Annotated in this window: 13 protein-coding genes; 8 read left to right on the top strand and 5 right to left on the bottom strand. The window is 62.6% G+C overall.

The annotated features are described in order from the left end of the window. Nucleotides 1–210 precede the first annotated feature (210 nt). The 3 genes from ACIPZG_RS26385 to ACIPZG_RS26375 are packed head-to-tail and all read left to right on the top strand — an operon-like array spanning nucleotide 211 to nucleotide 2,824. Entirely contained in the window at nucleotides 211–1,647 is a 1,437-nt protein-coding gene (locus tag ACIPZG_RS26385; protein ID WP_400718373.1) for a cytochrome ubiquinol oxidase subunit I, read from the top strand. 3 nt (nucleotides 1,648–1,650) lie between these two features. Further along, a complete protein-coding gene (cydB, locus tag ACIPZG_RS26380) occupies nucleotides 1,651–2,658 on the top strand; it encodes a cytochrome d ubiquinol oxidase subunit II (protein ID WP_008094149.1) in 1,008 nt (335 codons plus the stop codon). Nucleotides 2,659–2,668: 10 nt separating this feature from the next. Beyond that, a complete protein-coding gene (locus ACIPZG_RS26375) occupies nucleotides 2,669–2,824 on the top strand; it encodes a DUF2474 domain-containing protein (RefSeq protein WP_008094148.1) in 156 nt (51 codons plus the stop codon). A gap of 117 nt (nucleotides 2,825–2,941) precedes the next feature. Here the strand turns inward: ACIPZG_RS26375 and ACIPZG_RS26370 are convergent, their stop codons facing one another. Both ACIPZG_RS26370 and ACIPZG_RS26365 read right to left on the bottom strand, forming a co-directional pair. Next, a complete protein-coding gene (locus ACIPZG_RS26370) occupies nucleotides 2,942–4,066 on the bottom strand; it encodes a methyltransferase (RefSeq protein WP_400718371.1) in 1,125 nt (374 codons plus the stop codon). Nucleotides 4,067–4,163: 97 nt separating this feature from the next. Further along, nucleotides 4,164–4,871 carry an autoinducer binding domain-containing protein gene (locus ACIPZG_RS26365; RefSeq protein ID WP_400718369.1) on the bottom strand — a complete coding sequence of 236 codons (708 nt, stop codon included), beginning with the start codon at nucleotides 4,869–4,871 and terminating at the stop codon, nucleotides 4,164–4,166. A gap of 207 nt (nucleotides 4,872–5,078) precedes the next feature. On the opposite strand from ACIPZG_RS26365, the gene ACIPZG_RS26360 reads away from it, so the two are divergent. Next, nucleotides 5,079–5,855 carry a ferredoxin--NADP reductase gene (locus tag ACIPZG_RS26360; protein WP_008094142.1) on the top strand — a complete coding sequence of 259 codons (777 nt, stop codon included), beginning with the start codon at nucleotides 5,079–5,081 and terminating at the stop codon, nucleotides 5,853–5,855. Nucleotides 5,856–5,885: 30 nt separating this feature from the next. Here ACIPZG_RS26360 and mscL read toward each other — a convergent pair whose 3' ends face one another. Next, the gene (gene mscL, locus ACIPZG_RS26355) at nucleotides 5,886–6,305 is read right to left on the bottom strand and encodes a large-conductance mechanosensitive channel protein MscL (protein WP_400718367.1); all 420 of its coding nucleotides are present in this window, start codon (nucleotides 6,303–6,305) and stop codon (nucleotides 5,886–5,888) included. Between the two features lie 177 nt (nucleotides 6,306–6,482). Between mscL and radA the strand changes: the two genes are divergently transcribed. After that, nucleotides 6,483–7,850 (top strand): DNA repair protein RadA, encoded by a 1,368-nt coding sequence (gene radA, locus ACIPZG_RS26350; RefSeq protein WP_008094137.1) that lies wholly within the window; start codon nucleotides 6,483–6,485, stop codon nucleotides 7,848–7,850. A 180-nt stretch (nucleotides 7,851–8,030) separates the two neighbouring features. Here radA and ACIPZG_RS26345 read toward each other — a convergent pair whose 3' ends face one another. Together ACIPZG_RS26345 and ACIPZG_RS26340 are read right to left on the bottom strand one after the other, a co-directional pair. After that, nucleotides 8,031–9,548, bottom strand: a complete 1,518-nt coding sequence (locus ACIPZG_RS26345; RefSeq protein ID WP_008094135.1) for a nucleobase:cation symporter-2 family protein — start codon at nucleotides 9,546–9,548, stop codon at nucleotides 8,031–8,033. Nucleotides 9,549–9,811: 263 nt separating this feature from the next. Beyond that, entirely contained in the window at nucleotides 9,812–10,174 is a 363-nt protein-coding gene (locus ACIPZG_RS26340) for a PilZ domain-containing protein (protein WP_400640463.1), read from the bottom strand. 166 nt (nucleotides 10,175–10,340) lie between these two features. Between ACIPZG_RS26340 and ACIPZG_RS26335 the strand changes: the two genes are divergently transcribed. The 3 genes from ACIPZG_RS26335 (at nucleotide 10,341) to yjiA (ending at nucleotide 13,787) form a co-directional block, all read left to right on the top strand. Further along, on the top strand, nucleotides 10,341–12,407 hold the full coding sequence (locus ACIPZG_RS26335; protein WP_400718365.1) for a carbon starvation CstA family protein: 2,067 nt from the start codon (nucleotides 10,341–10,343) through the stop codon (nucleotides 12,405–12,407). Nucleotides 12,408–12,421: 14 nt separating this feature from the next. Continuing rightward, on the top strand, nucleotides 12,422–12,619 hold the full coding sequence (locus ACIPZG_RS26330) for a YbdD/YjiX family protein (protein ID WP_008094130.1): 198 nt from the start codon (nucleotides 12,422–12,424) through the stop codon (nucleotides 12,617–12,619). A 190-nt stretch (nucleotides 12,620–12,809) separates the two neighbouring features. Then, nucleotides 12,810–13,787, top strand: coding sequence for a GTPase (gene yjiA / locus ACIPZG_RS26325; RefSeq protein ID WP_400718362.1), 978 nt, complete (start codon nucleotides 12,810–12,812; stop codon nucleotides 13,785–13,787). Nucleotides 13,788–14,013 lie beyond the last annotated feature (226 nt).

The raw sequence follows: 14,013 nt of genomic DNA, 5'->3' as shown, positions 1-14,013 counted from the left end.
ATCAACCACACGTCCCAGCGGGCCATTCGGGACTATGCTTCCTAGCAATCGTTGATCTGGATCAATCGTTCCAAATCTAACGATTGGCCTTCGGGCCCGATTCCCTGCGATTGCACAGAACAATTCCAACGCGCCGCACTCGATACACGTGGGGGCAGTAGGCGCCAGGGCCATACGCCCGGACGCCGGATTATCTGAAGAGGAAGCACTATGTTCGGTTTAGAGGCCCTAGATCTCGCCCGAATCCAGTTTGCATTTACCGTGTCCTTTCACATCTTGTTCCCAGCCATCACCATTGGCTTGGCGAGCTATCTGGCAGTCCTCGAAGGCCTTTGGCTGAGGAGCCACAACCAGGTCTACCGTGACCTCTATCACTTCTGGTCGAAGATCTTTGCCGTCAACTTCGGCATGGGCGTGGTCTCTGGCCTGGTCATGGCCTATCAGTTCGGCACCAACTGGAGTCGCTTCTCCGACTTCGCCGGTGCCGTCACCGGGCCGTTGCTCACCTATGAAGTACTGACTGCCTTCTTCCTCGAAGCCGGTTTCCTCGGCGTCATGCTGTTCGGCTGGAATCGCGTAGGCCGCGGCCTGCACTTCTTCGCCACGCTGATGGTGGCGCTGGGTACGCTGGTGTCGACCTTCTGGATCCTGGCCTCCAACAGCTGGATGCAGACTCCGCAGGGTCACGAAATCATCGACGGCCGCGTGATCCCGGTGGATTGGCTGGCGGTGATCTTCAACCCGTCGTTCCCCTACCGCCTGATGCACATGGCCACTGCCGCGTTCGTCGCCACGGCCTTCTTCGTCGGTGCGTCGGCTGCCTGGCACCTGCTGCGCGGGCGTGACAACCCGGCGATTCGCAAGATGCTGTCGATGGCCATGTGGATGGCCCTGATCGTCGCCCCGGTCCAGGCCGTGATCGGTGACTTCCACGGCCTCAACACCCTCAAGCACCAGCCGGTTAAGATCGCCGCGATCGAAGGCCACTGGGAGAACATGCCCGGCGAGCCCACCCCGCTGATCCTGTTCGGCATCCCCGACATGAAGGCCGAAACCACGCACTTCAAGCTGGAGATTCCGGCGCTTGGCAGCCTGATCCTCACCCACAGCCTGGACCAGCAGGTGCCGGCGATGAAGGAATTCCCGCCTGAGGACCGGCCCAACTCGACCATCGTGTTCTGGTCGTTCAGGGTCATGGTCGGGCTGGGCATGCTGATGATCTTCGTCGGCCTCTGGAGCCTGTGGCTGCGCAAGCGCGGCACCTTGTACAGCTCGCGTCCGTTCCTGTACCTGACCCTGTGGATGGGGCCATCGGGCCTGGTGGCCATCCTGGCCGGCTGGTTCACCACCGAAGTGGGCCGCCAGCCCTGGGTGGTGTACGGGCTGATGCGCACTTCAGAGGGGGTTTCCAACCATAGCTACGTCCAGCTCGGCTTCACCTTGGTGGCGTTCGTGGTGGTGTACTTCGCCCTGTTCGGGACCGGCCTTGGCTACATGATGCGCCTGGTGCGCAAAGGGCCGAAAACCGGTGAGGGCGATGAGCACACGCCAGGCGGCCCCGGCCAGAAACGCACACCGGCACGGCCGTTGTCTGCCGCCGATGATGGCCACGAGTCCAAGGCCCCCAGCCTGAGCAAGGAGAACTGAGTCATGGGTATCGACCTTCCGCTGATCTGGGCCGTGATCATCATCTTCGGCGTCATGATGTACGTCGTGATGGATGGCTTCGACCTAGGCATCGGCATGCTGTTCCCCTTCGTCAAGGGCGAGCAGGACCGCGATGTAATGATGAACACCGTCGCTCCCGTGTGGGACGGCAACGAAACCTGGCTGATCCTCGGGGGTGCCGGCCTGTTCGGCGCCTTCCCGATGGCCTACTCGGTGGTGCTCGAAGCGCTGTACCTGCCGTTGATCCTCATGCTGATCGGCCTGATCTTCCGCGGTGTGGCGTTCGAGTTCCGGTTCAAGGCCAAGGCCCACAAGCGCCATATCTGGAACAAGGCGTTCATTTGGGGTTCGCTGATCGCGACCTTCTTCCAGGGTGTTGCCCTGGGCGCGTTCATCGAGGGCTTCAAGGTGGTGGACCGCCACTTCGCCGGTGGCACGCTCGACTGGCTGACGCCGTTCAGCCTGTTCAGCGGGCTGGGGCTGATCGTGGCCTACACCCTGTTGGGCTGCACCTGGTTGATCATGAAGACCGAAGGGCCGTTGCAGCAGCAGATGCATGACCTGGCCAAGCCATTGGCCCTGGTGCTGCTGGTGGTGATCGGCATCGTCAGCCTGTGGACGCCGATCGCCTACCCGCAGATCGCCGATCGCTGGTTCAGCATGCCTAACCTGATCTGGTTCATGCCGGTGCCGATCCTGGTGCTGGTGACTTTCTACGGCCTGCTCAAGGCGGTGGCGCGCAATGCCCATTACACGCCGTTCCTGCTGACCCTGGTGCTGATCTTCCTTGGCTACAGTGGTTTGGGCATCAGCCTGTGGCCGAACATCATTCCACCGTCGATCTCGATCTGGGATGCGGCCGCACCGCCGCAGAGCCAGGGCTTCATGCTGGTGGGCACCTTGTTCATCCTGCCGTTCATCCTTGGGTATACCTTCTGGAGCTACTACGTGTTCCGCGGCAAGGTCACCCACGAAGACGGCTATCACTAGAGGAGGGCACATGATGACTGGCAAACATGGCCTGGATGAGAAGAAACCGCTGTGGCAGCGACTGGGTTGGCTGCTGCTGATCTGGGCGATGAGCGTGGCGGCCCTGGGTGTGGCGGCCTATGTGATGCGGCTGTTCATGGGAGCGGCTGGGTTGACTACCCATTGATATAGCCGGGGGCGCTTTGCGCCCCTTTCGCGACACAAGGCCGCTCCTACAGAGGTTACACGATCCCCTGTAGGAGCGGCCTTGTGTCGCGAAAGGGCTGCAAAGCAGCCCCAGAACCTACTTGCGGGCTTTGAGAATCACGAACTTCGGCGTCGCCGCCACCTGCTCCACCCCGCGGAACAGCCGCGCCAGCTTGCTGTGGTAGCCCAGGTGACGGTTACCGACGATATACAGCGCACCGCCCACCACCAGCGCTTCACGCGCCTGTTGGAACATGCGCCAGGCGAGGAAGTCGCCGACCACCTGCTGCTGGTGGAACGGCGGGTTACACAGCACCACGTCCAGCGACTGCTTCTCCACCCCCGCCAGACCATCGCCCGCCAGCACCGTCACCTCCCGCTCACCCAGCGCGGCCTGCCAGTTTTCCTGCGCCGATTGCACAGCCATGTACGACTCGTCCACCAGGGTGTAGTGGGCCTGCGGGTTGAGCAGGGCACTGGCGATGGCCAGCACACCATTGCCGCAACCCAGGTCCGCGACGCGGGCATTGCCCAGGTCTCGCGGCAGGTGCGGGAGGAAGGCGCGGGTGCCGATGTCCAGGCCATCACGGCAGAACACGTTGGCGTGGTTGACCAGTTCCAGCGCCGGCGAATCGAGGCGGTAGCGGCTCGGGTAGGGCGAGACGGCGGCCGGTCGTTCGGCCAGCGTAGCGGTCAGCAGGCGTGCCTTTTTCAGCGCCAGTGAGGCCTGGACCGGGCCGATGTACTTCTCCAGCAGATCGCCTGCGGCCCGTGGCAAGTGCTTGATCATGGCCCCGGCAATCACCTGCGCACCAGGCGCCAGGTGGCCTTGCAGGCGGATCAGCTGCTCTTCGAGCAGGGCCAGGGTCTTGGGCACGCGAACCAGAACCCGATCGAAGGGGCCTTGCCAGTGTTCGCTGGCCGGTACGAACGGCACGCTGTCGAACGCCTTGCCGTTGCGCGCAAGGTTCTTCTCCAGGGCCATGCGGGCCAGGTGCGAGTCGCCACTGCTGACCACCGGCAGGTGGCCTTCAAGGCTGGCGGCCAGGGCGCCAAAGCTGTCGTTGAGCACCAGCACCCGGCTCGCCGCCCCCGGCGCTTGCGCATGCAACTGCTCGAGCAGGTACTCGTCGGCGGCATCGAAAGCCTGCAGAGGGTCGTTGGCCTGGTCCGGCTGGCGGATCAGGTCGAGTTCGGCGTAGGGGGTGGTCAACAGGGGCATGGCGTCTGGCTCGGGTACGGATCTGCCCGTCGGCGGATCGCCACGGGTTTGGGTACGCGATTCTACAGGGCTTTGCGCAAGGTCGCAGAAATGGCTGTCAGATCAGCCCGCGCAGGGCGGCGATGGCGATGGCGCCCGCCTTGTTGGAGGCATTGGTCTTGGTGATGACGCTACGGATATGGAAGTTCACCGTGCTTTGCGACAGGGACAGGATGCAGGCGACATCGGCGGCGGTCTTGCCCGCTGCGGACCATTTCAGTACTTCCAGTTCGCGCTCGGTCATCTTTGGCAGGGGAGAGCATAACTTGTTCAGGTGATGTTCACTGATGACCGCGTGCAAGGTGTGGCACAACCACTGCACTTTGCCGGCCTTGTCGTAGAGTTCGGCTGTGCTGACTTCACCCAGCGGTCTGGCAATGCTGATCTGGCTTTCATTGTGCTGCAGGTCGTGCACCGATTGGGTCCAGCCGTGACGCAAACCGTGCTCGCAGGCTAGCTCACGAAATTGTGGGGCCTCGCGGTACAGGTCGTCGGTCCACAGCACAGGCATGGTCGAGGTATGGCTACAATTGGCCGCCGAATCCAGTTTGTAGAATTCATCGAGCTGGTAGCGCTCGATCCATTCCTGCGGATAGTTGCTGTAGAGAAACACCTTGGGTGATTGAGCGGCGAGTTGCAGGCGCAGCTTGAGGCCCAGGAATGTCATGTCTAGGCCCTGTGCAAGCTGCACTGCCAGGTCGAACATTCGCTGCGGTGCACGTTCACTCATCAACTGATGGAGATGCTCGTGATTCCAGAGAAGCATCTGTCGCTCCCTCGCTGGTAGGATCCAAACTTTTTGTACACCGGCCAATTGTAGAAAAAGCCCGACTATTGCGTTGGGTTTTTTTGTTATAGAGCGCACGGTTTTTGTGAAAACCGTACGTTCGACTTTCTGTGACCTTACACTCCAGCGGTTTTTATCCTGGCCGCTTTGCGCGACACTTGGCGCATGCATTTCTTGGAGCCCCACATGACCGCCAGCGCCGACAAGTTCACCCGCCAGACCCTGCTCGACGTCCAGCCGTTGACGCCCAATCTGTTCAGCCTGCGGGTCACCCGCGACCCGGGCTTCCGTTTTCGTTCCGGTCAGTTCGCTCGGCTGGGTGTGACCAAGGCGGATGGCAGTGTGGTCTGGCGCGCCTACTCCATGGTCAGCGCACCCCATGACGAGTTTCTCGATTTCTTCTCCATCGTCGTGCCGGGCGGTGAGTTCACCAGCGAACTGAGCCGCCTGGGCGAGGGCGACACACTGCTGATCGACCGCCAGGCGTTCGGCTTCCTGACCCTCGATCGCTTCGTGGGCGGGCGTGACCTGTGGCTGTTGGCGACCGGCACCGGCATTGCGCCGTTCATGTCGATCCTGCAGGACTTCGAGGCCTGGGAGCGCTTCGACAACATCAAGCTGGTGTATTCGGTGCGCGAGGCGAAGGAGCTCGCGTATGTGGATGACATCGCCGGGCTTGAGCAACGCGACTACCTGGCCGAGTTTGCCGGCAAGCTGCAGTTCATCCCGGTGGTGACGCGTGAAGCTCACCCCGGCGCCTTGAGCGCGCGGATCACCACCCTGATCGAGAATGGCGAGCTGGAGAAAGCGGCGGGGCTGGAGCTGTCGCCCGAGCATTCGCGGATCATGCTCTGCGGTAACCCCGAGATGATCGACGACACGCGCAAGGTGCTCAAGGCGCGCGACTTGCAACTGAGCCTGAGCAAGCGCCCAGGACAGGTGGCGGTCGAAAACTACTGGTGATACTGGGGGCGCGAGGCGCCCCCCGTCACGTCAGGGCAACCGGTTCTGGTTCTGCGACTTGAGCAGGTCGCGAATTTCGGTCAGCAGTGTTTCCTGCGGGGTCGGCGCAGGCGGCACGCTGGGCGCCACGGCCTCCTCACGCTTGAGCTTGTTGATCGCTTTCACCCCCATGAAGATGGCAAACGCCACGATCAGGAAGTCGATGATTGTCTGGATGAACTTGCCATAGGCCACCACCACGGCGGGCACATCGCCTTCGGCTGCCTTCAAGGTAATGGCCAGGTCACTGAAGTCCACGCCACCGATCAGCAGCCCCAGGGGTGGCATGACCACGTCACCGACGAAGGAGGAGACAATCTTGCCGAAGGCCGCGCCGATGATGATACCAACCGCCATGTCGACGACGTTTCCTTTGACCGCGAAGGCCTTGAACTCACTGATCATGCCCATGTTCGATTCCTTTGTAACAAATGGTGAGGTTATCGCAGTGTAAGCCACTAAAACGCTTCATGCGTGATCTTCAGGGGTAGTGACTGCGCTTAGAACGAATAGTTTTGTCGCCTTCCGACGCGTTCGAGACACGTCTGTGTCGGCTATCATGGCGGTTTTTTCCAGGAGAACCTGCCCATGGCCAAGGCCAAGCGCTTGTATGGCTGCACCGAATGCGGCGCGACCTTCCCCAAATGGGCCGGCCAGTGCGGCGAATGCGGGGCCTGGAACACCCTGGTCGAAACCATGATCGAAAGCGCCGGTGCCGCCGCGCCCAGCGGGCGTGCCGGGTGGACCGGGCAGCAGGCGCAGATCAAGACCTTGGCCGAAGTCAGCGTCGAGGAAATTCCCCGTTTTACCACCAGCAGTACCGAGTTGGACCGCGTGCTCGGCGGGGGCCTGGTCGATGGCTCGGTGGTGCTGATCGGTGGCGACCCCGGCATCGGCAAGTCAACCATCCTGCTGCAGACCCTGTGCAACATCGCCGTGGGCATGCCGGCCTTGTACGTCACCGGTGAAGAGTCGCAGCAGCAGGTGGCCATGCGTTCACGGCGCCTGGGCCTGCCGCAGGATCAGCTCAAGGTGATGACCGAAACCTGTATCGAAACCATCATCGCCACGGCGCGGCTGGAGAAGCCGCGGGTCATGGTCATCGACTCGATCCAGACCATCTTCACCGAGCAGCTGCAGTCGGCGCCCGGTGGCGTGGCCCAGGTGCGCGAGAGCACAGCGTTGCTGGTGCGTTATGCCAAGCAGAGCGGCACGGCGATCTTCCTGGTCGGCCACGTCACCAAGGAAGGCTCGCTGGCCGGCCCGCGGGTGCTGGAGCACATGGTCGATACCGTGCTGTATTTCGAAGGCGAGTCCGATGGCCGCCTGCGCCTGTTGCGGGCGGTGAAGAACCGCTTCGGTGCGGTCAACGAACTGGGCGTGTTCGGCATGACCGACCGCGGGCTGAAGGAGGTTTCCAACCCTTCGGCGATCTTCCTCAACCGTGCCCAGGAAGAAGTGCCCGGTAGCGTGGTCATGGCCACCTGGGAAGGCACCCGGCCGATGCTGGTGGAAGTGCAGGCGTTGGTGGATGACAGCCACCTGGCCAACCCGCGGCGGGTCACCTTAGGTCTGGACCAGAACCGCCTGGCCATGCTGCTGGCCGTGCTGCACCGGCATGGCGGGATTCCCACCCATGACCAGGATGTGTTTCTCAACGTGGTAGGCGGAGTGAAAGTGCTGGAGACCGCGTCCGACCTGGCCTTGCTGGCGGCCGTGATGTCCAGCTTGCGCAACCGGCCGTTGGCCCATGGGCTGCTGGTGTTCGGTGAGATTGGCTTGTCTGGTGAGGTGCGACCGGTGCCGAGTGGGCAGGAGCGATTGAAGGAAGCGGCCAAGCATGGCTTCAAGCGGGCCATCGTGCCCAAGGGCAATGCGCCGAAAGAACCGCCGGCGGGGTTGCAGGTGATTGCCGTGACCCGGCTGGAACAGGCGTTGGATGCCTTGTTCGAGTGACTGGTTTTCAGTACCGGCCTCTTCGCGGGACAAGCCCGCTCCCACAGGGGCACCACAGTCCCTGAAAGATGTGAAGTTCCTGTGGGAGCGGGCTTGTCCCGCGAAGAGGCCAGTGCAGACAAACAAAAAGGGGAGCCGACGATGCGCATCGGCTCCCCCGCGTAACCGCTCAGTCAGCGGTCAATGCTCGGCGACCGCACTGCGCCTGGGCGTTGCGTTGCCTTGCTCGTCCATCTCCATCACGGGCACCTCGTTGCCCTCGGCATCGAACAGCTTGCCATCCTTGAAATAGTCGCCATCACGCAGCGACGAAATGTCCGAGTACTGGATGGTGCGCTCGTAGCCTGCGGCGAACACCGACTGCTGGTCCGAGTTGCCGGCGGTGAAGTGGTTGAAGATCAGGTTCAGCAGGATGGCCATGATCGCCGCCGAGCTGATACCGGAGTGGAAGATGGTCTCGAACCAGTTCGGGAAGTGGTGGTAGAAGGTCGGCGCGGCAATCGGGATCATGCCGAAGCCCAGCGAGGCGGCGACGATGATCAGGTTGACGTTGTTCTTGTAGTTGACCTTCGACAGGGTGCGGATGCCACTGGCAGCCACGGTGCCGAACAGCACGATGCCTGCGCCGCCCAGTACCGGGGTGGGGACCGCGGCAATCACCCGGCCCATTACCGGCAGCAGGCCGAGCACCACCAGGATCACACCACCGGTGGCCACCACATAGCGGCTCTTGACCCCGGTCACGGCCACCAGGCCGACGTTCTGGGCGAAGGCGCTCTGGGTGAAGGAGCCGAAGATCGGCGCCAGGATGCTCGATGCCATGTCGGCGCGCAGGCCATTGCCCAGACGCTTGGAATCGACCTTGGTTTCGATGATCTCACCCACGGCGAGAATGTCGGCCGAGGTTTCCACCAACGTCACCATGATCACGATGCACATCGACAGGATCGCCGCGATGTGGAAGGTCGGCATGCCGAAGTGGAACGGCGTGGGGAAGGCGAACATCGGGCCTTCGGCGACCTTGCTGAAGTCGGTCATGCCCAGTGCCCAGGCGATCAGCGTACCGATCACCATGGCCAGCAGAATCGACAGCCGCGAGATGGTTGCGCTGCCCAGTTTGCTCAGCAGCAGCACGATGGCGAAGGTCAACCCCGCCAGGCCGATGTTGGCCATGCTGCCGAACTCTGGCGAGGCACTGTTGCCGCCCATCACCCAGCGTGCGGCCACGGGCATCAGGGTCAGGCCGATGGTGGTGATGACGATGCCGGTCACCAGCGGCGGGAAGAACTTGGTGATGCGCGAGAACACCGGAGTGATCAAAAAGCCGATCAGCGAGGCGGCCATCACTGCGCCCAGCACGCCAGGCAGGCCACCACCGCCCTCGCTGCTGAGAATCGCACCCATGGTCGCAACGCCTGCGAACGACACGCCTTGTACCAACGGCAACTGGCAACCGAACCACGGCAGACCCAGCGTCTGCAACAGCGTGGCCAGGCCACCGGCAAACAGCGAGGCGGCGATCAGCATGCCAATTTCGGCACCGTTCAGGCCTGCAGCCTGCCCGAGGATCAGGGGTACCGCGACGATCCCGCCATACATGGTCAGTACGTGTTGCAGACCATAAGCCAGGTTGGCGCCAAGCCCGAGGTTTTCATCCTCGGGGCGTTTGGCGGGAGACGTGCTAGGGGACGTAGTCATTGAGCAGGCTCGCTGTTTATTGTTGTGCCGCTACTGTAGACACTTCCTACAAATGATTGCCACAAGAATTGTATACAATATTTTGATTGGAGCGCGTACAGGCGACCAGGCAGTGCGTGCCGAGAGGCAATGCAGATCGCGTACCAAGTCGTCAAATGCTGTGCTAGAGGGGTGTGTACAAAGTGCTGCTACCCAGGCTTAAAGCTGTCTGGGTAGACAAGAAACACAAGGAGGGAAAGCTATTAGCTAGCTAAGAGATTCCATTATTCGATGAGTTCGCGCAGTTCCCGCATCATTTCGGTGCTGTCGGCCACGTTCAATTCCACAAGACGGTGCAAATGACACATCGAATCGATGTCGATGTAGAGGCAGACGAAGCCCAGCCGCGTGGGCTCTTCATGGCGCAATTCCACCTGCATCTGCACGCGAACGTCGCGGTCGAGGTGGATGATCGCATCGAAATCCTGGGTCAGGTCGGCATCCCAGGGCTTGGGGCACTCGATCAGCAGGCCTTTTAGCGACAGGTCGAGCAATTTTACCGGCCAGCGGCGATCGCCCTGGCGCAGTTCGGTGGGGGCGTCGAAGTCGATGCGCTGGAAGCGCCTGCGTTCGTCGTGATCGCTCATGGGCGGGTCCTCGGGTGACACATCCTGACTATAGTTAGTGGTTATGTGCATCAGGTACCGCAATCTGGACGCAGAGGCTCTAGACCCAAGCAAGTGTGGCAATGCGCGATGACTCGCCCTAGACTCGATGGGCGGTCTTTTCCAATCCACCAGCTGGAACTAAACCATGAACAACAATAATAGCCTGCTACGCCACATTCCGTGGTTGGCGCTGGCAGTCATAGGGGCCTGCGCGCTGGGTGTGGTTGCCCTGCGTCGCGGCGAGGCAATCAATGCCTTGTGGATCGTGGTCGCGTCGGTTGCCATCTACCTGGTCGCCTATCGCTACTACAGCCTGTTCATCGCCACCAAGGTGATGCAACTGGACCCACGCCGAGCCACCCCCGCGGTGCTCAACAACGACGGCCTGGACTACGTCCCGACCAACAAACACATTCTTTTCGGTCACCACTTCGCCGCCATCGCCGGCGCCGGCCCGCTGGTCGGCCCGGTACTCGCCGCGCAAATGGGCTACCTGCCCGGCACGCTGTGGCTGATCGCCGGCGTGGTGCTGGCCGGTGCGGTACAGGACTTCATGGTCCTGTTCCTGTCCACCCGCCGCAACGGCCGCTCGCTAGGCGACATGGTGCGCGAGGAGATGGGCCGCATCCCGGGGACCATCGCCCTGTTTGGCTGCTTCCTGATCATGATCATCATCCTTGCGGTGCTGGCGCTGATCGTGGTCAAGGCCCTGGCCGAGAGCCCGTGGGGCATGTTCACGGTGATGGCGACCATCCCGATCGCGATGTTCATGGGCATCTACATGCGCTACATCCGCCCGGGCCGCATCGGCGAGATCTCGGTGGTCGGCGTGCTGCTGCTGCTGGGGTCGATCTGGCTGGGGGGCCAGATTGCCGCCGATCCGGTCTGGGGCCCGGCCTTCACCTTCACCGGCGTGCAGATCACCTGGATGCTGGTGGGCTATGGCTTCGTTGCCGCCGTACTGCCGGTGTGGCTGGTGCTGGCGCCGCGTGACTACCTGTCGACCTTCCTCAAGATCGGTACCATCATTGCCCTGGCCATCGGCATCCTGGTGACTATGCCTGAGCTGAAAATGCCGGCGCTGACCCAGTTCACCGACGGCACCGGACCGGTATGGAAGGGCACCCTGTTCCCGTTCCTGTTCATCACCATCGCCTGCGGTGCGGTGTCCGGCTTCCACGCGCTGATCTCCTCGGGGACCACGCCGAAACTGCTGGATAACGAAACCAACGCCCGTTACATCGGCTACGGCGGCATGCTGATGGAGTCGTTCGTCGCCATCATGGCCATGGTCGCCGCGTCGGTGATCGAGCCGGGCGTGTACTTCGCCATGAACAGCCCGGCTGCCGTGGTCGGCGCCGACGTCGCTTCGGTGGCGCAAACGGTCAGCAGCTGGGGCTTCTTGATCACCCCTGAGCAACTGGAGGCGGTCGCCCGTGACATCGGCGAACACACCATCCTGGCCCGTGCCGGCGGTGCGCCGACCCTGGCGGTGGGTATCGCGCAGATCCTCCACCAGGTGCTGCCGGGTGAAAACACCATGGCCTTCTGGTACCACTTCGCGATCCTGTTCGAAGCACTGTTCATTCTCACCGCAGTGGACGCCGGTACCCGTGCCGGCCGCTTCATGCTGCAGGACCTGCTGGGCAGCTTCGTGCCAGCCCTGAAGCGCACCGAGTCGTGGACCGCCAACCTGATCGGCACTGCCGGCTGCGTGGCCCTGTGGGGCTACCTGCTGTACCAGGGCGTGATCGACCCGCTGGGCGGCATCAACACCCTGTGGCCGCTGTTCGGCATCTCCAACCAGATGCTGGCGGGTATCGCCCTGATGCTCGGCACCGTGGTGCTGATCAAGATGAAGCGCCAGCGCTACGTCTGGGTCACCTTGCTGCCGGCTGTGTGGCTGCTGATCTGCACCACCACTGCGGGCCTGATCAAGCTGTTCGACCCGAACCCGGCCGTTGGCTTCCTGGCCTTGGCCAAGAAGTACAGCACTGCGCTGGACGCCGGCCAGGTCTTGGCCCCAGCCAAGGACATCGGTCAGATGCAGCATGTGATCTTCAACGCCTACACCAACGCCGGCCTGACCGTGCTGTTCCTGATCGTGGTGTTCAGCGTGCTGTTCTTCGCCGTCAAGGTTGGCTACGCCGCCCTCGGCCGCAAAGAGCGCACCGACAAGGAAACCCCGTTCCAGGCCCTGCCTGACGCTTGAAGAGGACTGCTGCGATGTTCAACGACCTGGGTCGACTGGGTAAGTACCTGGGGCAGGCAGCCCGCCTGATGGTCGGCATGCCCGACTACGACAACTATGTCGAACACATGCAGACCAAGCACCCGGACAAGCCGGTGATGAGCTACGAGGCGTTCTTCCGCGAACGCCAGGAAGCGCGTTACGGTGGCAAGTCCGGGCCGAAGTGTTGTTGAGCCTGCGCTAGCCTGATCGGCTAGTGTGGGCCTTGTAGGAGCGGCCTTGTGTCGCGAAAGGGCCGCAAAGCGGCCCCGGCAATATCTGCGGCGAAGCTGAAAGGTGGGGCCGCTACGCAGCCCTTTCGCGACACAAGGCCGCTCCTACAGTTCACACGCCCCCTTTTTCACTGCACAGGAGATGTTCTGCGTGCAGACGCCTATTCCCGTAACCGTGCTCACTGGCTTCCTGGGAGCCGGCAAGACCACGCTACTCAAGTACATGCTCAAGGCCGAGCACGGCCTGAAAATCGCCGTGATCGAGAACGAATTCAGCGAAGCCGGCATCGACAGCCAGCTGCTGGGCGACGAGCCGGTGCAGGTGATGACCCTGGCCAACGGCTGCGTGTGCTGCAGCATCCATGGCGACCTGACCCGCGCGCTGTACCTGCTGCTCGAACGCCTGGATGCCGGCGAGATCGCCTTCGACCGCCTGGTGATCGAGTGCACGGGCCTGGCCGACCCGGCGCCGGTGGCGCAGACCTTCTTCATCGAAGAGGAGCTACGCGATCGCTACATCCTTGACGGCATCATCACCCTGGTCGATGCCGCCCACGCCGAGCTGCACCTGACCCAGGCCATCGCCCAGGCCCAGGTCGGCTTTGCCGATCGCCTGCTGCTGAGCAAGACCGACCTGGTCGAGCCGGCGGCGGTGGAGGCGCTGCAGGCGCGTCTGGCGCGCATCAATGGCCGAGCGAGCATCCGTGTGGTCGAGCACGGCCGTATCGAACTGGCCGAGCTGCTCGATGTACGCGGTTTCAACCTCAACCCGGACCTGGGCGCGAACCTCAAGCCGACCCTGCGCCCGCTGCTCAAGCCCGCGACGCCGGATCGCATCTCGACCCTGGTACTGCGTACCGAGACCCCGCTCGACATCGACCGCCTCAGCGACTTCATGAACGACCTGCTGGAAACCCACGGCAAGCAACTGCTGCGCTACAAGGGCGTGCTCAACATCGCCGGCGAAGCGCGTCGCCTGGTGTTCCAGGGCGTGCTCAAGCTCTACGGCTTCGACTGGGACGCCGAGTGGGCCGAGGGCGAGGCGCGCGAAAGCGTGATGGTGTTCATCGCCGATGAACTGCCCGAGGCTAGGATTCGGGCTGGGTTCGAGGCGTTGGCTGCGGGCTGAGGCGGCGCGCTGGCTGAGCGTCGAACCACTGTGGCCAGGAGCTGCGGTGTGCGTTCGCGGTCCTTGCCGGAGAAGTGGGGCAGGGCGGGCACGTGCCTGTCTTGGGTCTTGTGGTGGTGCGCAAATCGAGGGCCGCCCGCGCGGCGCATCGCGGATAAATCCGCTCCTACATTTGTTGCAACGTGCCATTCCTGTCAGGCCATGGTTGTTAGCCTTGGTGCATGTC

The sequence above is a fragment of the Pseudomonas sp. NPDC089395 genome (genome assembly GCF_044749525.1).
GTDB lineage: Bacteria > Pseudomonadota > Gammaproteobacteria > Pseudomonadales > Pseudomonadaceae > Aquipseudomonas.
Note: the sequence above shows the minus strand (reverse complement) of the source record. Positions and strands in the feature narration are given on the sequence as shown.